The organism is Maribacter sp. HS, from assembly GCF_048059195.1.
Taxonomy (GTDB): domain Bacteria; phylum Bacteroidota; class Bacteroidia; order Flavobacteriales; family Flavobacteriaceae; genus Maribacter; species Maribacter dokdonensis.
In genome coordinates this window covers 113,665-135,056 of sequence record NZ_JAYLVV010000004.1, presented here as the reverse complement: position 1 = coordinate 135,056, position 21,392 = coordinate 113,665, and the positions used below count along the sequence as shown (strand labels likewise).

Genomic DNA, 21,392 nt, shown 5'->3' with positions numbered 1-21,392 from the left:
TTAGTACAATGAAATATTTTTTATCGATCGCACTTATTGTCATTTCATTTTTGGGTTATTCGCAAGATACCAATGAAAGCCAACGTCTTAGTGCTGTCGTAAAAAATGCCCAAACAGATGAACTTCTTGAAAGTGTTCACGTTGTTAATCTAAATCAAGTATTTGGCACAATAACCAATGACAAAGGTGAATTTTCAATTACTGCCGCTGTAAATGATACTTTATATTTTTCTTTTCTTGGTTTTAAATCTCAAAAAATTAGGGTAACGAACGATATGTTCAAATTTGAGAATACAGAAATTGCCTTAACAGAGCTGGCCTATGCATTAGAAGAGGTCATCGTTAGACCCTATCAGCTTACCGGGTATTTAGAAATTGACGTTAAGAACCTTCCTATCAATAATGCCTACCAATACAGCATATCTGGTTTAGGAGTAAGTTATGAAGGTGGTAACAAAAACCCTAGTGCCGTTACAAAAGTTTTGGGGGCAATACTAAACCCTGCAGATCTTCTACGGAATTTATTCGGGAAAAAACCTGCGCAAATGCGAAAGCTTAGACAAATGCGTGAAGATGATGACATACGTAATCTATTAGCTTCAAAATTTGATAGAGAAACACTTACAGAATTTCTTCAACTGGAAAAAGTAGATATTCAGGATATCCTTAACAATTGTAATTATTCCAAATCATTTATTACCACAGCCAATGACCTTCAGATACTTGACGCCATTAGCAGCTGTTACGAGGAGTATAAAGTTCTTAACAGAAAGAAATAATATTTTTTAATACGAAATCCTTGTTATAGCTTTAATGCAAATAACAGGAAAATGAAAAACGTATTCTTTCTAGGGCTATTCACACTTATCTTAATTTCTTGCCAATCTAACAACAAACAAAAGTTAGAAAGCAGTACCAATATCCAAGATGTTGTACACCAACCTAAGAAGAACCCAAATTTTCAATGGGAAGCTGCCACCGTTTATTTTCTATTGACAGATAGGTTTAATAATGGGAACCCTAACAACGACATCAATTTTGAACGTGATGAGGAAACCGGAAAACTGAGAGGTTTTCTAGGTGGCGACATACAAGGTATTACCCAGAAAATAAATGAAGGTTATTTTTCAGATCTAGGGGTCAATGCCATATGGTTTACTCCTTTTGTGGAACAAATTCATGGCGCTACGGACGAAGGTACCGGTAATACCTATGGCTACCATGGTTATTGGGCAAAAGACTGGACGGCGCTAGACCCTAACTTTGGAACGGATAAAGACTTAGAGACCTTAATAAAGACCGCACACGAAAACGGAATTAGAATTTTGTTGGATGTTGTTTTAAATCACACTGGTCCTGTTACCAATGAAGATCCGGTATGGCCAGAAGAATGGGTGCGCACCTCTCCCACTTGCGAATTCACTACCTATGAGAATACTACCGCTTGTACCTTGGTTGCAAACCTTCCTGATATACGAACGGAATCTGATGCTGCCGTAAATTTACCTGATGCCCTACTTGCCAAATGGAAATCAGAAGGAAGATTAAGCGAAGAACTTGATGAACTTGAATTGTTTTTTGATCGAACAGGCTACCCAAGAGCCCCACGTTTTTATATTATTAAATGGCTTACGGACTATGTTAACAAATACGGAGTAGATGGATTTAGGGTAGACACGGTTAAGCATGCCAATGAAAATTCTTGGGCAGAACTATATAAACAAGCTGCTGCCGCTTTTGAACTATGGAAAAAGAAAAACCAAGATAAGGTATTGGACAACAATCCTTTTTATATGGTTGGCGAAGTGTACAACTATGGCGTTTCTGGCGGACAAGAATTTGATTTAGGCGATAAAAAAGTTAATTACTTTGATAACGGATTCAAAAGTCTTATTAATTTTGAATTAAAGACCGATGCCGAAAAAGATTATGAAACCATTTTTACGAAATACAGCAAATTACTACACACCAAGTTTAAAGAAAAGAGTGTATTAAACTACTTAACCTCTCATGATGATGGTCAGCCATTTGATAAAGATAGAAAAGACCCAAAAAGAGCTGCAAACGTGTTGTTACTTACCCCTGGCGCTTCACAAATATACTACGGAGATGAAACAGCCCGTAGCTTAACCATAGAAGGCACGGAAGGCGACGCTACCTTACGTTCTTTCATGAATTGGAACGATTTAGATAGTTTACCCAAAACCAAAGAAATTTTGGCGCACTGGCAAAAATTAGGAACGTTCCGTAATGACCATCCCTCAATTGGTGCAGGTATTCATAAAAGAATTACAAAATCTCCCTATGTTTTTAGCAGATACTTTGCTAAAGACGAATTTGTGGATAAGGTTGTGATCGCCTTAGATGCGCATAAAGGCAAAAAAGAAATATCGGTCAAAGGTATTTTTGGCGACGGAACAAAATTGTACGATCGCTATTCTGAAACAGAAGTTGTTGTTGAAAACAATAAGGTAATTCTAAATAATGAAAATGATGTAGTATTATTGGAGCTGCTCAAGTAAGCTTAATTTAGCTATTAGAATGCAACGCTATTCTATTACCTTCGGTATCCCTTAAAAGACCCATAAATCCATGCCCTTCACCAATCTCGGTTTTGGGCTGTAATACTTGTCCGCCTGCTTTTTCAACTTTATCGAGCACAACGGCTACATCATCACATGCAAAGTAAACCATGGCACCGTGTGTCATACTAGGTACATATTGCTCATGTTCCACCAAAGCACCACTAGATTGCCCCATACTTTGCTTATCTGGAAACAACCCCATTACAAATTCGCCAAATTCGTTCACCGTAATTGTAACTCCAAATATGGCTTCGTAAAACTTTTGTGCTCTCTGCATACGCTGCACCGGAATTTCAAACCAAGAAATCATATATCACTATTTAAGTTGTTCTTTAAATTTTGCAGTCCTTGCTCAAAATCTTTACCTACCATTTTATCCATGGACATGAAGAGCATCATAATACTCATGGGAAATTTATTTTTACCTGAAAAGCCCCAGGTGACCTTACTTTTAGTTCCATCTACAGCATCTAAATTCATATAGCAATCAGATTGTGATTTATATGGTTTAAAAAAACGTAGATCCTGCTCTATTCTTTCCCCTTCCTTTATTTTTGTAATCTCTTGCTCACCTTCGCCTACATCTTTATTACCGTTCCAATGGCTAATTGCACCAATTTTACCATCTACTCCCGTAAATGTCAGTTCCATATTTGGGTCTTTTTTGGCCCATGGTGACCATTCTTGTTGTTTTTTTAAAAATTTTAAGTGCGGCCAAACTTTAACAGGGTCATGGTCTAAAATTATACTTCTAGAAACATGATAGGTTTTAGGGGCAATCAAGGCTAGTAGAATAACCAAAGCCACTAACACTCCAAGAATAATTAATGCGGTATACATATCTTTTTAAATTGTTGTTGACCAACAAGTTAATCTTTTTTTTAATTATCTGACTTGTACCTTTCTAAAATTTCATCTATACTTTTAATTGATTTTTTTGTCCAATCTAATCGTCTTTCCCACAACTCATCTTCCGTCAGTTGCCAATCTATATTAGAAGATTTTAGCTGCGTAGTTACATGTTGCAAAATAATTGCGGCCGATACTGATATATTTAAGCTTTCAGTAAAACCAACCATGGGTATTTTTAAAGAAGCGTCTGAATTTTCAAGAACATAATCACTAAGACCATTTTTTTCGGTTCCAAAAAACAATGCTGTTTTGCCATTTAATTTAAAATCTTGTAACAATGAGCTATCTGCATGCGGACTAGTGGCTACAATCTTGTAACCTTTATTTTTCAATGTATCAATAGCTTCTTTTGAGTTCTGATATCTTTTGATATCTACCCATTTTTGTGCCCCCATGGCAATTTCCTCATCTAATCTCTTACCATATTTGCCTTCTATTAAATGAGCGGTTTGTACACCAAAAGACTCACAGCTTCTAACCACCGCACTTGTGTTGTGCATTTGATATACATCTTCAACAGCAACAGTGATATAATTGGTACGTTGACTCAGAATTTCTGTAAACCTTTCTTTTCTGTTTTCTGAAATAAACTCTTCTAAATAGTTTAAAAGCTCCATATCTATCATGCAACCAAGATAAGAAAAGTATATTTTTAAGCTTAATTTCAAATAATCATGAAAAATATAGTGGTTTTAACAGGTGCAGGAATTTCAGCAGAAAGCGGATTGAAAACTTTTAGAGATTCCAATGGTCTATGGGAAGGTCATGATGTTATGGAAGTTGCTACCCCAGAAGGTTTTGAAAGAAATCCTGAATTGGTTTTAGAATTTTATAACCAACGAAGAAGACAACTGTTGACCGTTGAACCTAATAGTGCGCATATAGCATTGGCTGATTTAGAGTCTCACTTTAACGTCAATATCGTTACTCAAAATGTAGATGACCTTCATGAGCGCGCAGGTAGCTCAAATGTATATCATCTACATGGCGAACTTTTAAAGGCTAGAAGTGTAAATTCTGAAAATGAAATTTTAGATTGCAAGAATGATATTTTATTAGGAGACACTTGTGTAAATGGTTATCAGCTTAGACCACACATTGTTTGGTTTGGCGAAGCTGTACCGCTTTTAGATAAGGCTATTGAAATTACCAAAAATGCAGATTATTTAATAATTATAGGAACTTCAATGCAAGTTTATCCTGCAGCCAGTCTAATTGACTTTGTAAAACCAAGCACTCCTATATTTTTTATAGACCCAAAACCCGCATTGGCGAATATAAACAATGTTACGGTAATTGCAGATACCGCCGTTAATGGTGTTCCTACTTTGGTTGCTTCCCTAATTGATAGATAATTCTTGTTTGCTTTACCCACTCAACAAGATCATTAACTTGACCTTCGGTTAGTTTTGCATCGCCATGAGTGTAAGTGTATTCCAATAACGGCATTTTACCTTCTACTACTTCCTCTTCTATCTCTTCTAATAAATGATCTTTTTTATCCAAGGAATATTTCTCCCATTCAGAAAAATTTAAATGTTCCTTACCTTCATTAACATGGTTTGCCATCCAATATGAAATTGGCGCTATATTATTGTACCAAGGGTATTCCGTGTTATTACTATGACAGTCATAACAAGAGTTCTCAAAAATATTCTGAAGTTCTGGCGTTGGGTTCGTTTCCGTTATAAAAATTTTGGTATGGTTGCCTGGAGATACATTTTTGGTAGGACTAAAAAATTGCATGGCTATAAATACGACCACTACAAGTAAGCTAATTCTTTTTAGTAATTTCATATTTGGGGGAAATAAGTAATAAAGATACAATTTTATGAATAAGATAGAGCTGTGTGAAGCACTGAATTATGTTACCGCTTTAAGGGAAAAACGGAGTAAAATGGCTTCTATTATACTAGCAGACCCTAAATTAGTTCCTATTCTGATTTCAATCATAAAAGATGACATCAACCCGGTATCCTGTAAAGCCAGCTGGATTTTAGAATACGTTGCCAACAAAGACCTAAAACCAATTTTAATTTACATCAATGATTTCATTACTATACTTAACAGTATTTCGCTGGAATCATCAATAAGACCCGCCGCTAAAATTTGTGAACTGTTAGTTTTGAACGAATTTTCAGAAAAAAATAAAATATGTGATCCAAAATTAAATAATGAACATTTAAATGCCATCACCGAAGCTGCATTTGATTGGCTGATCGGAGAACATAAAATTGCTCCTAAGGCTTACTCCATCACCATTCTTTTATGGCTTGGTTTTAAAATTGATTGGATTCACCCTGAGTTAATTCCCATTTTAAAACAGAATTACGAAGATGGAAGTGCCGCTTATAAAGCAAGGGCCAGGCAAACACTTAAAATTCTGGAAAAAAAGTCTTCTAACAAAGATTAAGTTACAAACCTTAAAAAATGATGCCGATACATCTATAACTATTAGCATTTATGGTTTTAAACTTTAATTCGAATAGGTATATTTGCCCCTTAATAATTTAACCATTGTTTATGTCTCTCAACGCATTAAGTGCCATTTCTCCAATTGACGGTCGTTATAGTTCTAAAACCAATTCTTTATCTGCATATTTTTCAGAAGAAGCGTTGATAAAATATAGGGTAAGAGTTGAAATAGAGTATTTTATCGCTCTATGTGAAATTCCACTTCCGCAACTATCTTCCTTTGATTCTTCAAAGTTTGAAACACTTAGAAAAATATATACCGATTTTACAACTGCCGATGCGCAGGAAATAAAAGAAATAGAGAAAACAACAAACCATGATGTAAAGGCGGTTGAGTACTTTATCAAAAAAGCCTTTGACAACTTAGGAATATCAGAATTTAAAGAATTCATTCACTTTGGACTGACTTCTCAAGACATAAACAATACTGCAATACCGCTTTCCATTAAAGAAGCAATGAACAATGTTTTTGTTCCTCAATACTTTCAACTTGTAGAAAAATTGGAAGAATTGACCAAAGAATGGTCAGATATACCAATGCTTGCAAGAACACATGGGCAGCCAGCATCCCCTACTCGTTTAGGGAAAGAAATAATGGTTTTTGTAACCCGTTTAAAAGAACAGTTTAATTTATTGAACGATATACCTAGTGCCGCCAAATTTGGAGGTGCAACCGGTAATTTCAATGCACATTTAGTGGCATATCCTTCTATTGACTGGAAAGCATTCGGTCAAAAATTCGTTCAAGAGAAATTAGGATTACAGCATTCGTTCCCTACAACACAGATAGAACATTATGACCATATGGCCGCCTTGTTCGATACCCTAAAGCGCATTAATACTATTATTTTAGACTTAGATAGAGATTTTTGGACCTATGTCTCCATGGATTACTTTAAACAGAAAATTAAAGCTGGCGAAGTGGGCTCCTCTGCTATGCCACATAAAGTAAACCCTATAGATTTTGAAAACTCCGAAGGTAATCTTGGTATTGCCAATGCCCTATTTGAGCATTTATCGGCTAAACTACCAGTATCTAGACTTCAAAGAGATTTAACCGATAGTACCGTATTAAGAAACGTAGGCGTTCCTTTTGCACATACAATCATCGCTTTTCAATCTACTTTAAAAGGGTTGAACAAATTGCTTTTAAACAAAGAGAAATTTGAACAAGATTTAGAAAATAACTGGGCTGTTGTAGCCGAAGCTATTCAAACAATATTAAGACGTGAAAGTTACCCAAATCCGTACGAAGCCTTAAAGGGTCTAACACGTACCAATGAAAAAATAAATAGAGATTCCATTGCAAATTTCATAGACACTTTAGAGGTTTCTGACAGTATTAAGAATGAATTAAAGCAAATTTCACCAAGTAATTATACCGGCATTTAAGCCAATTTTAATGCATTAAAATTTTTCTTTAATTCAAAGACTTCATATCGCCCGTTTTGGGCGATTTGCATTTTAGATTGTGATTCGTATCCTATATATTCCTTACGAACACAAATCTAAAATTGTATGCAAACAAATTTCTCAGTTGAAGAATCCATAAGTAATTTATGGGATAAATTAGATGGATGGCTAGAATCCATCATTTTAAAATTACCAAATTTCGCCATGGCTGTTTTGGTAATGTTCTTATTTTATTTTCTAGCAAGAGGAATACGGAAATTACTTAAGAAGACCATACTAAGAAAAATATCACAAGTTTCTATTCAAGAAATTATAGCCAAAGTAGTTTTTGTTGTCATTATTTTAATAGGTTTCTTTATAGCCCTTGGGGTTTTGGACTTAGATAAGGTTTTAACAAGTATTTTAGCAGGTGCAGGTGTAGTTGGTTTAGCAATTGGTTTAGCTCTACAAGGTACCTTGAGCAATACCTTTGGCGGACTCATACTCTCGTTCATGCCACAGCTAAAAATAAATGACTTTATTACGGCAGATGGTGTATCTGGTTTTGTTACGGAGATTAGCTTGCGAAACATTATTCTAAAAAAACCCGACAATAATGTAGTGGTGATACCAAATTCCAAATTTATAGATGGATCGTTCACCAATTATTCTATGAACAATAGAAATAGAATATTTGTAAACTGTGGTGTTGGCTATGAAAGCGACTTACAAATGGTGGAAGACCTTACCGTAAAAATTATCAGCGACAACTTTCAACAAAACGACGGTGAAGATGTAGAATTCTTTTTTACGGAATTTGGAGATAGTTCCATCAATTTTATGGTGCGCTTTTGGGCAGACTGTGTAAATGTAAAACAGGAACATGCAGCAAGACACAAAGCCATTAAAATAATCAAGAAACATTTTGACGAACGCGATATCAACATTCCGTTCCCGATCAGAACCTTGGATTTTGGAAAAAATAATCTACAAATTGCAAAAGATTAAATGAATTAAGATAAGGCTCAAAGTATTTTATATGAGACTATCGAATAAAATTAAAAAAGCCCGTTGAGCAAGTTCAACGGGCTTTTTATTAACTAACTAGACTATATTATTTATTAATTTGAACTTCATGTGGGTAAGGTATTTCTATACCTGCACCATCTAATGCTTTCTTAGTACCCTCAATGGTGGCAAAGTAAACATCCCAGTAATCTTCTGGCTTACAGAAAGGGCGTACGGCCAAGTTTACTGAACTATCTGCCAATTCAGATACATTTACAGATGGAGCCGGAACTTTAAGCACTTTTGGATTAGCTTCTAACATTGCCTGTAACACTTCTTTTGTTTTCTGTAAATCAGAACCATAATCTACACCTACTGTAGTATCTACTCTAATTTTACCCTCTGCCGTATAGTTTACAATGTTTCCGTTTGCCATTGCACCATTAGGTACTATTGCCAATTTATTTTCCGGGGTTATTAGTTTGGTGGTAAAAATCTCTATTTCCTTTACACTACCCAATACACCCTGAGCTTCAATTAAATCCCCTATTTTATAAGGTTTAAAGATGATAAGCAATACACCGCCCGCAAAATTAGAAAGTGACCCTTGTAACGCTAGACCAATTGCAAGACCAGCCGCCGCAATAACCGCTGCAAAACTTGTTGTCTCTACTCCTAACGTTGAAATAACGGTAATTATCAAAAATACGGTAAGTGCCCATTTCGCCAAATTCAATAAGAACTTTCTAAGCGACTCATCATACTGTTGCTTGGTCATTCCTTTGTTGGCTACACCAATTAGCTTCTTAATTATCCAAGAACCAATAATATAAATTAGAATGGCACCTATTACTTTAGGACCATAGAGCATTATAAAATCAATTCCTTTGTTAATCCAAATTTCTGCGTTTTCCATTTTTAATTTTTGTTTAGGTTGTTATTTAATTGTTCTCATTTATTATGACACCAATTTGTTTGAATGGTCACATTAAAAATAACCGTTGCACAATTTTACAGCAAATAAAAACCCGTTACGTAAACGTAACGGGCTGTTCTTAAACAAAATAAAACTTGTTCTTAACCTTTTATTAAATCGCCAAGTTGCTCTAAACCTTTACCTTCAAAATTAGATTTCTCCATTGCCTGAATTAATTGAACAAAACTGGCCGGATTCATGTCATCTCCTAAAACACGAACCAAAACAAGTCCTTTTTCATCGTTATCACCGTAAATAATAACCTCATCAATAGTGTCTCCATCTTCCTTTAGCTGTAGAGTCGCCTTACCAAAAGGGGTATTCATTTTCATCAGCTCACTATAATCTGAACCTTTCAGTATTGATTTAATAGTCTTTTTTTGTACCAGATAATCTGCTTCGTTATCCGGTTTTTTTTGAAATGCCAAAATATTCAACTTCTTAAGGGAAGAAGCCGCTTCTTTTTCAGATGCACTCAAATTTGCCTTTTCCAAATTCAATAAGCTGGAAGGCAAATCAAAAGACATAAAATTCGGATTCTCTGCATTGGCAATATAATATTCTTGTAAACTCTGTTCAGATGAACACGATGACATGGTTAAACCAAAAATTACAGCCATCATCCAATATACATATTTCATACTATGTTTTTTTTAGTAAAAAGGTCCCCTAAATATATAGAAGACCTTTTTTATTAAATTTTTACTTTCCAGACGCTTTGTTCAAATCCTTTGGCAGGTCCATTTTACTGGTCAATGTTCCTATTTTATTTAAATCTATATCTCCTGTAAGACTTACAAGTACGGTTTCAAGTTTTCTACCGTTATGACCAACATCTACATTCTCCAAACCACTAACGAACATTAACAATTCTGAGACATGGTCTTTCTTTTTGCCGTCTTTTATATAGAACTTTACATTTACATCTTTATCCTTGACCCGCATTAATTCTTCTAGTTTAGAAGATTTCAGGTACTTCTTTACCGTAGATGACATGTCTGCAGATACGGTTGCATCTTCAGTCATAAAGACCTTCACATTTTTTAATCCGCTGGCTATTTCCATAAACTCCTGAGCCTCTTTGTCATCACTAAGATTTCCAAATTTAGATACAAGGTCTATCATACCCTTATTTACTATTACAGACCCTACGTTATCCATATTTTCATATTTATCGAATACGGATTGTGAAAAACCCAACGCGGGTAAAATTGCCATTAAAAATACTACTGCTACTTTTTTCATGATTGTTGATTTTAAATACCTTCACCCGTTACAGGATCTGGTGATTGATGAATTATTGACTTATAATTAAGCGTGCACTGTAAAATATAACACGCTTAATTCATTTTTAATTTCCGTTTTTAGCTGCTTTACCCAGTTGGTCACCACCCGGCAAATCCATTTTATCGGTCAACTTTGATACCGACCTTAAATTGATATCTCCGGTCAAGGATAACAGGACTGTTTCCAATTTCTTACCATTTACATCTATATCCATGTCTTTTAACCCTGTTACGAACATCAATAGTTCTTTAACGTGATCACTGTCCTTACCTTCCTTTACATAAAACTTTACATTAGAGCTACCGTCACGTACTCTCATCAACTCTTCAAAAGAAGAGCTCTTAAGTCTATTGGTTACCCAACTATCCACGTCTTTGGAAATTGCCGCATCTTCAGTTGTAATTACCTTAAAACTGGTTATGGAATTTACTAACTCAAAAAATTCCTTTGCCTCCGGGTCGTCTGAACTTACACTCATTTTACCCAACATTTGAAACATTTTGGGCTGCATGGCAACAAAGGTTACCTTATCATTATCCTCATATTTTTCAAAAATATCTTGAGCGTTAATTATTACCGGGGCTAACACCAACAGTGTTAATACTAGTATCTTTTTCATTTTAATTACTTTTCGTTAAAAATTTATTCGTTGTCTTTTCAAATTCATTTAAATGGTTCAGTTGCTCTGTACCCTTATTAAAATTCATTGCCAATAAGGCCAAGGCCTCTTTTGCAGATGCTATTTCCTCTGGGGTATACTCATCTGCCAAAGTAACCGGAGGTGGTGTAGGTTCGTAAAAATATAGCCCTACCATAAAGATTGCAATTGCAGCAACGGATGCCCATTTCAAATAATTTTTTCTAGGTTTTAATGGCACCTGCTTTGTAAAGCGCTCTTCTTTTGCTTTTGTGAAGTAATTGAACAAAGGTGCATGCTGCTCTAAGTGCGGAGCAATGTTACCCTCTGTAAAGTACTTCCTAAGTATTTCTTCTTCTGCAATCGTTGTGGTCGCATCAAAATACTTTTCTATTAATTTTTCTATGTTATGCAATTCCATAATTATGCTTTTCCATTAATTTTTCCCTTACGGTTTTTCTTGCTCTGGACAAAGCTACCCGTATGGCCGTAGGTTTCATATCCAATAATTTTTCTATCTCTTCATATTCATATTGTTCAACATCTCGTAATTGTAATACCATTTTCTGCTGCTCAGGTAATTCTGCCATAATTCTCTCAACCCAATCAATACTATCTTTTGCCTCTAATTCGCTTTGCAAAGATGTACTGGCATCGGTATAATTACTATGTACCAATTTTAAATTTCCCGCTTGTTTAGATTTTAAACGATCTAAGCAAAAGTTCTTGGTCATGGTCATGGCAAATGCCTCTACATTATTATAACTTTCCATTTTATTCTTTTTTGACCAAAGCTTTATCAGTATCTCTTGAGTTGCATCTTCTGCCTCTTCTGTAGACACCAACAACCTTTTGGCCATACGGAACAACTTATCCTTAAATGGTAATACAATATTTAAAAACTCCGTTTGTTTCATTTTGGTTTGGCTGTCTGTAACCTTTCTTACAGGTTTACAAAAAGAAGACGACGCTGAACGATTTTTGTTACAATTAATTTTTATTTCCTTGACTTGTAAGTAAATTTAACATCCTATTACTAATTATATACGTACTTATTTAAACTTCTGTTTTCGGTATAGTTTATGATGGCTTATAAATTGGCTAAAGCAGTACACTTTAATTAAAATTAAAAATAACTATGAAAAAATTTTTCTTGTCCCTCCTTTGTCTAGGTCTTATTACAATGTCATGTAGTAATGATGATAACGACCCCGTAGTTGAAGAAGAAGAAATTGAAAATCCTGAAGAGGAAGAAGAAACGGTAGAAGTTGACATTGAAGTCCAAAACTTTTTTTGGCAAACACTGAACCTTTATTATTTCTGGCAAGGAGATGTACCAGATTTAGCAGATGATCGATTTGATACACAAACTGCTTACGAAGAATATCTTGCAGAAAATGATGATCCGGTTGCTTTATTAGAAAACAAATTGTTGTTTTCCGAAGATAGGTTTACCTTTTATAGCGATGATTATACCGAATTGGTAAACAGTTCTGCAGGTATTTCTAAAAGTAACGGTCTACAATTTGGTTTAGGTCTTATCTCTGGTACCGAAGACGTATTTGGTTTTGTAGAGTACATTGTAAAGGATTCTGATGCTTCGGGCAAAGACATTAAAAGAGGCGATTTATTTATTGGGGTTGATGGTCAAACATTAAACCTTGATAATTATATAGAATTACTTTTTGGGAATAATGATACCTACACACTTAACATGGCTGATATTGTTGATGGTGGCATAAGCCCTAGTGATAAAAAAGTAACCCTAACCAAAACTGAAGGATTAATTGAAAATCCTATCCATGTAAATACCGTTATTACATCTGGAGACAAAAAAATTGGATACTTAATGTACAACCAATTCGTATCTGGATCTGAAGATAACCTTAATTCAGTTTTTGCGGATTTCATAGCACAAGGTGTAAATGAACTGGTATTGGATTTACGTTATAACCCAGGTGGTAGAGGATCTACTGCCGCTGTTTTAGCCAGTTTAATCAAAGGCACCAACACCAACGACCTTTTATTTAAAACAATCTATAATGCCAAATTACAAGCAGAATTTGATAGTAGTTTAACGGATAATTATTTTGTTAGCACCACCGGTACTGCAGATGGTAATTCAGGTGCGGCACTGAACACATTAAATTTAAATAAAGTGTATATCATAGCTACAGAAGCTTCTGCATCTGCTAGTGAATTAGTGATGGTTGGTTTGGAACCTTATATTGATGTAGTACATATAGGTGGTACTACCGTTGGTAAAAACCAAGGCTCTGTACTATTTGTTGATGATCCAGAAGGTGGTAATGTCTATGACCCTGAAAGAGTTGATAATATTAATCCTAATGTACAGTGGGGACTTCAGCCAATAATAAGTAGGGTTGAAAATAGTGCTGGCTTTTCTGACTATGTGGATGGATTAATTCCTGATATTGAACTTTCAGAAGATGTTACCAACTTAGGAGTTTTGGGTGATGCAAATGAACCTCTATTGGCAAGAGCCATACAGGAAATCAACGGTAATGGAGCTAGAAGAAATTTTGATGTTATTTTACCAGCCAATGTTGTTTCTAGTTCAAAACTATATAACCCGAGAAATACAACACTATTATTGAACAACAGCGTTCCTGTTGCTAAAATACCTGTATCTGAAAAGAAATAAAATCAAAACATTTTAGTTACACTTAGTATGAAGAAGATAATAATAGTGTTTGCTGCCGTACTAGCATTGTCATGCTCAAAAGATGATGATCTTTCATTACCAAATACGGTAGACCCAGATGGCTCTGCAAACGTAGAAGTACAGGATTTCATGTGGAAGGCCATGAACTTTTGGTATTTCTGGCAAGCTAACGTAGATGACTTAGCAGATGATCGTTTTGAAAATACGGAAGAAGGTAGAGCTGCCTATACCGCATTTTTAGATTCTGAAGATGACCCTGCATCATTTTTCGAGAATAAACTACAATTTATAGAAGACAGATTTAGCTTTTTTAATGAAGATTATCGTGAGCTAACAAATTCGCTGGCAGGTATTTCTAAAAGTAATGGCCTGGAGTTTGGTCTTGTCCAATTTCAAGATAGCGATGAAATTTTTGGATTTGTTCGCTACATTGTTCCAAATTCCAATGCAACCTCTGCCAATATTCAACGAGGAGATCTGTTTACCGGAGTTGATGGCCAAACATTGACCATTGACAATTACATTGGTCTGCTTTTTGGCGATAATGATACGTATACCTTGAACATGGCAGACTTTGAGAATGGTAATATTGTTCCTAACGAAGAAGAGGTAACCTTAACAAAAGAAGAAGGTCTGGCTGAAAATCCTGTTTTTCTTTCCAAATCTTTTACCATTGCCGGAGAAAACATTGGCTATATCATGTACAACCAATTTACCAATGAATATGATGACGACCTGTACGCTGCAGTTCAAGATTTGAAATCTGCCGGTATTACCAATCTAGTTATGGATTTAAGGTACAACCCTGGTGGATCTGTAAATACTACAAGATTATTGGCCAGTATGATTTATGGCACCAACACATCCGATATTTTTCTTAGAAAGAGATACAATGATAAACTACAAGAACAATTTAACGATAGTCAGTTAGAGGTATATTTTGCCGATAAGATTAATGGGGAGACCATTAATTCTTTAGGCTTTAACAAATTATATGTTATTACATCTGCTAGTTCTGCTTCTGCCAGTGAATTATTGATTAATAGCTTAGAGCCTTATATAGATGTTATTCAAATTGGTGATGTTACCAGAGGTAAAAATGAATTTTCCACCACATTGGTAGATGATAGGGAAAACTCATATTTATACACACCTTCAAGAGTCAACAATATTAACCCGGACAATCAATGGGCAATACAACCCTTAATTGGCAGGAATGAAAATGCCGATGGTTTTTATGATTTTACAAGCGGTTTACAACCAGATTATGAGTTGAAAGAAGATTATAGCAACCTTGGTATTATTGGGGAAGAAAACGAACCTTTATTGGCAAAAGCCATTGAGGTAATTACTGGTACTACCGGTAAACGCGACTTTACGGTTAAATACCCCATCAATATTATTAGCAGTTCTAAAGAAAATAGTTTGATGAGCGATAAGATGGTGGATGATACCGTTTATGATTTGGAGTTTTAACTTATTCCAATACATTATTTAAAGCATTGGCTTTAATATTGCGCTTTTAAATACAAGATTACCTGAAGCCAAAAAACGAATTAAAAAAAGCTGAACAATGATACTATTGTTCAGCTTTTTATATTATTAAATTTTACAATAATCTGTTATTTAGACTATTAAAAATTGTACTTTTTAATTAGATTTTATCTTGCTGCTGTTTCATTAAAATATATACCTCCTGGAATAATAGAAACTGTTTTAGAAGCCAATAAGGTATTATCGGATAAATCATAAACCTCTAAAGAACCATTGCTGACAAAATCTTTGGCATCTACCCCATAAAGTTTACCATCAATAACAGCCATATCATAAAAATTAAGACCTTCAATTTCCGCAGTTGTTGGCAATACACTTGCTGTAGTATCCATAGCATACACAGACCCTCCAGAATAATAATAAAGAGTAGCTCCATCAATTTCTAAATTACCTGGATGTTCCGTAACTGCATAATTCATCGTTGTTGTAACCGTATTATCCGTAGTATTAATATAATCTATTTGTCCGGCAGTCTCATTTCCGGTCCAAGATGGATTTCCACTTGATAATACCCAAAGATTTCCACTAGCATCTAATTGCATTGAATTAGGGCGATCTCCTACTGTAATGGTCGTAGTAACCGTATTGGTGGTAGCATCAATTACAGTAACCCCGTTATTTTGATTAAACCCTCCTTGGAGCGCTACATAAACGGTATTATCCTTCACTATAATTTTCTCTGGCCCTTCCGCAACTGAAATAGTAGATTCTACGGTATTTGTTTCTAAGTCGATCACCGCAACATAATCATCATCAGGATTAGAACCGTCTCCCCAATTTGTAACATATCCTTTACCATTAGCTATTGCCATATAACGAGGGTTTAAAAAATCTGTCTCGCTTGGCCCTCCAATTGTGGCAACAGACTCAAAAGTATAACGATTTACAACTTCTATCTTCTGGGAACCATTCATTACTATATAAGCCATATTTTCGTAAAAAGACATACTCTGTGCATTGTCCCCTAATGCATCTGCATCATTTACTGTTTTAAAAATATCGTTTTCCACAGTGGCTAAATCATCCGAAACAAAAGAAATAGAAGCATTTCCTTGCATAAAATTTCCTTCATGAGAAACCAATATCCCATTTTCAAATGGGTAAGAATCATTATCCGTAATTGTTACTATTAAAGAACTATTAGCTCCCACAATATCCTCTTCATTACTAGTAGATGTAATAGTAAAAATTACCTCTTCAGAAGATTCCACCTCCGTATCATCAATTAAAATTAAACTTTCTTGTACTGATGTTTCCCCTGCCGGTAAAATTACCGACCCTGATAAAGATTGATAGTCCTCCCCTTCAGTGGCTGTTCCCGTTACTTCATAATTAATGGTTACATCCATAACATTTACGCTTGTAGTACTGATAGTTATTCCTACTGTTCCTTCTCCCTCATCATAACTATCTTCTGTTGTAGCTATTCCTATTGTTCCCGGTGTTGGCATATCATCATCATCACTACAAGATGTAAGTATAAATGAGGCGAAAGCCGCTGTTAACATAAAGTGTTTCAATTTCATTTTTAAAAATTTAATATTAATTGTGTTTGTATATTTCTGTTGGGCATAGGACGTAATGCTACGTTTTCGTAATATGTATTAAACACATTGTTAATAGTAACTCCTATGGTGTACTTTAAATCTTTTTTCAATATATCCGCCGTATAAGTTGCCCCAAGATTAGCTACTTGATATTCTTTCAATTCCCCTCCAACAATAGATACAGAACCATTATACAAATGCTGATAAAACAAATTTAAGTCTGCTATTCTATATTCTAATGAACCGTTTGCCGTATGGAATGGCACATAAATTAACTGTTCATTAGTACTCTTATCTTCTGAGACGGTATAGGCATAATTTGTTTTAATCCCTAGCTCTTGGTTTTTACCTAAAGAATAATTTGCTTCTATTTTTGCCTCGGCTCCGTAAATTTCAACATCGTCTATATTTATAGGAGACCAAACCCCATCATTATTGGGCAACCATTTAATCATCTCTTTTGTTGAAATATAATAACCGTTATATTGCATAGAGACAGCCCCAATATTTAAAACATTCCCAAAATCTAACTGGTATGATTTTTCAGGAACAAGCTCTAAATTTCCACCTGGTTGCCAATACAAATCATTGAAGGTGGGAGTCCTAAAATTTTTTGATGCATTTATCTTTACCTGGTAATTATCCGTAAGACTATAACTACCATCAAACGAAAAAACCAACGGACTTGAAAAATCTGAAGAAAAGTCTTGCCTAACACTTAAATTGTAAACTACTTTAGATGATATTATATGTTTTAATAGGGCTGTTGCAGAAAAATCATCCCTTTTAGGACTCCCAAAACTATCTCCCGCACCTTTGTAATTATTATATTCTAAAAAAGAGTTAAGTCTAAAAAATTTGGATAGCTTATAATCCAGAGAATATCTTGCTAAAAAATTAGACACCTTCCCAAAGGAGTAAATAGCCACATCTTTATTCTCAAAATATTTATACTCTTCTTGCAAGTAGGCTAGTTTTATTCTAGATATCGCTTTTGGTCCATAACTCCCCCACTCTAACTGAGTTCTAAACTGGTTATCTTTATACTTACTTCTACCTAAAACCACCAGGTTTCCCGACAAATTTCTATCACTAATAAAAGTTTGATGGTATAACTTCAGTATCTGATTTTCAGAAAGAACATAACCTATATTCCAATTTAAATTTAGATTATTAAACTCGCCATTCTTATTCTCCTCACCGGTGTTTAAATACTTATAGTTATTATCCGATGCATTATAATTAACCCCTAAACTGTAGGACATTAATCGGCTACCATAACTCTGATTAAAATTTATTTTTTTTGTTTTATAACTTCCATAACCAATAGAAACTTGATTATCAAAGTGCTCTTTAAATAATAAATCGCTATTTAAATGAATACTACCGCCTATAGCTCCTGAGCCATACTGCACGCTTCCACCGCCACTACGAATGCTAATAGAATTATAGTTAAATGGGTTTATGGTATTAAAATCTACTTGTCCGTTTAACTGTGAGTTTATATTTATACCATTCCATATAACTGCGGTATGAGACGCATTGGTTCCTCTAAAGGCAGGGGAAGAAACCATTCCAAATCCATTCTCTTTAAAATAAATGTTAGAATTAAATGCCAGTAAAGAGGTAAGAAATCCGTTAGTACGTTGTATTATACTATCTTGTAATACAGTTACTTTATACCCCTCAGCATACTGCTTAACTCTACTATCGGACACCACAACTTCATCCAACTTTAAAATGGAATCTCGTTGTGCATACCCAACTGTAGCACAAAACACTAGTACTATTGAAATTAACTTTTTCATCACAACAACGACTTTTTACCCGAAAGTCCATCGCATTTAAATTAAAAATATGGCAGGTCTCCTGACTTACGTACTACTATTCACCTTCCCATTAAACTAATAACAGTGGTACAGAAGAAATAGTAGCCATCTTAAAACAAAGACTAAGCTTACAGTTGCGGGAACAGCTCTAGATTTTCACTAGATTCCCTTTTAATTTCATTACAAAAAATAATGAAAACCAAAATTCATGGCGAAAGTAAACATTTAGTTTAATCTTTCTAAGTAAACTTTTATAATACTACTTTTGAAAAATAGACGAATTACTACCATGTTAAAACGCTTGCTTTTTATTAGTTACCTTCTTTTGTTATGCGGATGCAAGCAGGAGAAAAAAGAAACAATTGTAAACAAAACCAATACAAGAAGAACTTTAATAAAATATGCCAATGGTTTTTCAATTCAAAACCAAAGTAACGGTATTACCATTATCAGGGTATTAAAACCTTGGGCAAATGCCAAAACTACACATACCTACGCTTTGGTTCCTAAAGAACTACAAGCAAGTGTCACTTTAAACAAAAATGAATATGACGCCATAATTTCAACACCTGTTGAACATATTGTGGTGACCTCAACTACTCATATTCCCGCTTTAGAAGAATTGGGAGTTTTAAACCAACTTATTGGCTTTCCAGATACCAAGTACATTTCTTCTGCAGCAACAAGAAAATTAATAGATGCCGGAAAAATCAAAGAATTAGGTGTCAACGAAAGTATAAATACCGAAGCTGTCCTGGCATTGCAACCAGATTTAATCTTTGGCTTTTCGATCAACGATGGCAACAGCACTTATGAAACCATACAACGCGCTAATATCCCCGTAATTTACAATGGTGATTGGGTAGAAGAAACACCCCTAGGAAAAGCGGAATGGATTAAATTTTTTGCTCCGTTTTTCAACAAGACCCAAGAGGCAGATGCTATCTTTAATGATATTGAAACATCCTATCTAGAAGCCAAAAAACTAGCTGCTGGGGCTAAAAGCAAACCTACCGTTCTTAGTGGTGCTATGTACAATGATGTTTGGTACTTACCTGGAGGCAAAAGCTGGGCAGCGAATTTTCTAAAAGATGCCAATGCCCTGTATTTATGGAATTCTACCGATGAAAACGGAAGTCTTTCTTTAAGCTGGGAAAGTGTCCTTGATGCTGGGCAACATGCCGAGTATTGGATAGGACCTGCCCAATTTTCCACTTATCAAGAAATGCAAGACGCAAGCGAGCACTACATGCGATTTGATGCCTTTAAAAAAAGAAAAGTATTTACTACGGCAAATACAAAAGGAGAAACAGGTGGCACGTTATATTACGAACTGGCACCACAAAGACCTGATCTAGTTTTAAAGGATTTAATTCATATTTTACATCCTGGTTTGTTACCCAACTATACACCATACTTTTTTAAACCCCTGCTTTAATTGTTTAAACAAACTACATATAGCCTACAGTTCATTTTACTTTTAATTCTATTAATAGTTTGCCTTTCCATTAATATTTGTCTGGGATCTGTTACTATTCCTTTAGCAGATACTTTTAAAATTATATTTGGCTCTACACTTAAAGAATCTTCTAGCTATTATATTATTTGGGAGTATAGGCTACCAAAAGCAATTACGGCCGTTATGGTTGGTGGTGGTTTATCATTAAGCGGGTTGTTAATGCAGACTTTATTCAGAAACCCTTTGGCAGGACCTTACGTTCTGGGCATAAGCTCTGGAGCCAGTTTAGGAGCGGCAATTTTAATAATGGGCACTTCACTATTCTCGGCAGTCTTCAGTTTTTCCGCTTTTAACGATTTTACACTTGCAATTGCATCTAGTCTTGGTAGTTTTTTAGTTTTATTCTTGGTATTGATCGTGGCCGCAAAGGTTAAGGATACCATGGCATTGTTAATTATTGGTCTAATGTTCGGTAGTATTACTGCTGCCATAGTCAGCGTACTATCTTATTTTACAAAGACCGAAAAACTACAGCAATATATATTTTGGACCTTTGGCAGTTTAGGAAATTTATCTTGGCTACAATTAAGTATCGTTGCCTTATGTACGGTTTTAGGAATTACGCTTAGCATTGTTTCCATTAAGCCTTTAAATGCATTATTACTTGGTGAGAACTATGCTAAAAGTTTAGGCATTGCTTTAAAAAAATCGCGATACATAATTATAGTCGCCACCGGACTACTTGCAGGATCAATTACGGCATTTGCCGGTCCTATTGCATTTGTAGGTCTGGCGGTTCCCCATATCACTAAACAGATATTTCATACGACGGACCATAAAATTCAAATTCCCGCTGTACTTATCTGCGGAGCCATTTTAATGTTGTTATGCGATACTATTGCGCAATTACCAGGTTATATGAGTGTTTTACCAATTAACGCCATTACCAGTATTTTTGGTGCACCAGTGGTTATATGGTTATTGTTACGTAAAAGAAAAATGATTTTTTAATTAAAAACAGGTATTATCAATAAGAATACATCAA

Annotated in this window: 22 protein-coding genes and 1 riboswitch; of the genes, 10 read left to right on the top strand and 12 right to left on the bottom strand. The window is 34.9% G+C overall.

What is annotated here, in order from left to right:
- Positions 1-8: 8 nt before the first annotated feature.
- Positions 9-779, top strand: coding sequence for a carboxypeptidase-like regulatory domain-containing protein (locus VBZ51_RS09940; RefSeq protein WP_058103019.1), 771 nt, complete (start codon positions 9-11; stop codon positions 777-779).
- A 51-nt stretch (positions 780-830) separates the two neighbouring features.
- Positions 831-2,522, top strand: coding sequence for an alpha-amylase family glycosyl hydrolase (locus VBZ51_RS09935; RefSeq protein ID WP_416576826.1), 1,692 nt, complete (start codon positions 831-833; stop codon positions 2,520-2,522).
- Positions 2,523-2,529: 7 nt separating this feature from the next.
- Here VBZ51_RS09935 and VBZ51_RS09930 read toward each other — a convergent pair whose 3' ends face one another.
- The 3 genes from VBZ51_RS09930 to VBZ51_RS09920 are packed head-to-tail and all read right to left on the bottom strand — an operon-like array spanning position 2,530 to position 4,123.
- On the bottom strand, positions 2,530-2,895 hold the full coding sequence (locus tag VBZ51_RS09930; RefSeq protein ID WP_416576825.1) for a VOC family protein: 366 nt from the start codon (positions 2,893-2,895) through the stop codon (positions 2,530-2,532).
- On the bottom strand, positions 2,892-3,425 hold the full coding sequence (locus VBZ51_RS09925; protein ID WP_416576824.1) for an SRPBCC family protein: 534 nt from the start codon (positions 3,423-3,425) through the stop codon (positions 2,892-2,894). Before VBZ51_RS09925 ends, VBZ51_RS09930 begins: the two co-directional genes overlap by 4 nt.
- Positions 3,426-3,466: 41 nt before the next feature.
- Complete coding sequence (locus tag VBZ51_RS09920; RefSeq protein ID WP_416576823.1) at positions 3,467-4,123, bottom strand: TrmH family RNA methyltransferase; 657 nt, start codon at positions 4,121-4,123, stop codon at positions 3,467-3,469.
- A gap of 48 nt (positions 4,124-4,171) precedes the next feature.
- Here VBZ51_RS09920 and VBZ51_RS09915 point away from each other — a divergent pair, with 48 nt between their 5' ends.
- Positions 4,172-4,852, top strand: coding sequence for an SIR2 family NAD-dependent protein deacylase (locus tag VBZ51_RS09915; RefSeq protein ID WP_416576822.1), 681 nt, complete (start codon positions 4,172-4,174; stop codon positions 4,850-4,852).
- On the opposite strand, the gene VBZ51_RS09910 is transcribed toward VBZ51_RS09915, so the two are convergent.
- The gene (locus tag VBZ51_RS09910; protein ID WP_071339594.1) at positions 4,821-5,294 is read right to left on the bottom strand and encodes a heme-binding domain-containing protein; all 474 of its coding nucleotides are present in this window, start codon (positions 5,292-5,294) and stop codon (positions 4,821-4,823) included. The genes VBZ51_RS09915 and VBZ51_RS09910 overlap by 32 nt on opposite strands.
- A gap of 34 nt (positions 5,295-5,328) precedes the next feature.
- Between VBZ51_RS09910 and VBZ51_RS09905 the strand changes: the two genes are divergently transcribed.
- From VBZ51_RS09905 to VBZ51_RS09895, 3 genes are all read left to right on the top strand, one after another.
- Positions 5,329-5,910, top strand: coding sequence for a hypothetical protein (locus VBZ51_RS09905; protein ID WP_091603591.1), 582 nt, complete (start codon positions 5,329-5,331; stop codon positions 5,908-5,910).
- 110 nt (positions 5,911-6,020) lie between these two features.
- Positions 6,021-7,364, top strand: a complete 1,344-nt coding sequence (purB, locus tag VBZ51_RS09900; RefSeq protein WP_074674204.1) for an adenylosuccinate lyase — start codon at positions 6,021-6,023, stop codon at positions 7,362-7,364.
- A gap of 126 nt (positions 7,365-7,490) precedes the next feature.
- Complete coding sequence (locus VBZ51_RS09895; protein ID WP_058103027.1) at positions 7,491-8,372, top strand: mechanosensitive ion channel family protein; 882 nt, start codon at positions 7,491-7,493, stop codon at positions 8,370-8,372.
- A gap of 106 nt (positions 8,373-8,478) precedes the next feature.
- Here VBZ51_RS09895 and VBZ51_RS09890 read toward each other — a convergent pair whose 3' ends face one another.
- From VBZ51_RS09890 to VBZ51_RS09865, 6 genes are all read right to left on the bottom strand, one after another.
- Positions 8,479-9,288 (bottom strand): mechanosensitive ion channel family protein, encoded by an 810-nt coding sequence (locus tag VBZ51_RS09890; protein WP_416576821.1) that lies wholly within the window; start codon positions 9,286-9,288, stop codon positions 8,479-8,481.
- A 161-nt stretch (positions 9,289-9,449) separates the two neighbouring features.
- Entirely contained in the window at positions 9,450-9,989 is a 540-nt protein-coding gene (locus VBZ51_RS09885) for a DUF4252 domain-containing protein (protein ID WP_321827645.1), read from the bottom strand.
- A gap of 61 nt (positions 9,990-10,050) precedes the next feature.
- Positions 10,051-10,593, bottom strand: coding sequence for a DUF4252 domain-containing protein (locus VBZ51_RS09880; protein ID WP_416576820.1), 543 nt, complete (start codon positions 10,591-10,593; stop codon positions 10,051-10,053).
- Positions 10,594-10,699: 106 nt separating this feature from the next.
- Complete coding sequence (locus tag VBZ51_RS09875; RefSeq protein WP_058103031.1) at positions 10,700-11,254, bottom strand: DUF4252 domain-containing protein; 555 nt, start codon at positions 11,252-11,254, stop codon at positions 10,700-10,702.
- Between the two features lies 1 nt (position 11,255).
- Entirely contained in the window at positions 11,256-11,693 is a 438-nt protein-coding gene (locus VBZ51_RS09870) for a hypothetical protein (protein ID WP_416576819.1), read from the bottom strand.
- Positions 11,680-12,189, bottom strand: coding sequence for an RNA polymerase sigma factor (locus VBZ51_RS09865; protein WP_058103033.1), 510 nt, complete (start codon positions 12,187-12,189; stop codon positions 11,680-11,682). The genes VBZ51_RS09870 and VBZ51_RS09865 overlap by 14 nt, the downstream gene beginning before the upstream one ends.
- 221 nt (positions 12,190-12,410) lie before the next feature.
- Here VBZ51_RS09865 and VBZ51_RS09860 point away from each other — a divergent pair, with 221 nt between their 5' ends.
- Positions 12,411-13,937 carry a S41 family peptidase gene (locus VBZ51_RS09860; RefSeq protein ID WP_071339599.1) on the top strand — a complete coding sequence of 509 codons (1,527 nt, stop codon included), beginning with the start codon at positions 12,411-12,413 and terminating at the stop codon, positions 13,935-13,937.
- Between the two features lie 27 nt (positions 13,938-13,964).
- A complete protein-coding gene (locus tag VBZ51_RS09855; RefSeq protein WP_416576818.1) occupies positions 13,965-15,434 on the top strand; it encodes a S41 family peptidase in 1,470 nt (489 codons plus the stop codon).
- A gap of 185 nt (positions 15,435-15,619) precedes the next feature.
- On the opposite strand, the gene VBZ51_RS09850 is transcribed toward VBZ51_RS09855, so the two are convergent.
- Together VBZ51_RS09850 and VBZ51_RS09845 are read right to left on the bottom strand one after the other, a co-directional pair.
- Positions 15,620-17,038 carry a DUF5074 domain-containing protein gene (locus tag VBZ51_RS09850; RefSeq protein WP_416576817.1) on the bottom strand — a complete coding sequence of 473 codons (1,419 nt, stop codon included), beginning with the start codon at positions 17,036-17,038 and terminating at the stop codon, positions 15,620-15,622.
- Positions 17,039-17,040: 2 nt separating this feature from the next.
- The gene (locus VBZ51_RS09845; protein ID WP_416576816.1) at positions 17,041-18,867 is read right to left on the bottom strand and encodes a TonB-dependent receptor plug domain-containing protein; all 1,827 of its coding nucleotides are present in this window, start codon (positions 18,865-18,867) and stop codon (positions 17,041-17,043) included.
- Between the two features lie 33 nt (positions 18,868-18,900).
- Positions 18,901-19,107, bottom strand: a riboswitch (cobalamin riboswitch).
- Between the two features lie 46 nt (positions 19,108-19,153).
- Here VBZ51_RS09845 and VBZ51_RS09840 point away from each other — a divergent pair.
- Both VBZ51_RS09840 and VBZ51_RS09835 read left to right on the top strand, forming a co-directional pair.
- Positions 19,154-20,326 carry an ABC transporter substrate-binding protein gene (locus tag VBZ51_RS09840; protein ID WP_416576815.1) on the top strand — a complete coding sequence of 391 codons (1,173 nt, stop codon included), beginning with the start codon at positions 19,154-19,156 and terminating at the stop codon, positions 20,324-20,326.
- Complete coding sequence (locus VBZ51_RS09835; protein ID WP_416576814.1) at positions 20,327-21,358, top strand: FecCD family ABC transporter permease; 1,032 nt, start codon at positions 20,327-20,329, stop codon at positions 21,356-21,358.
- Positions 21,359-21,392 lie beyond the last annotated feature (34 nt).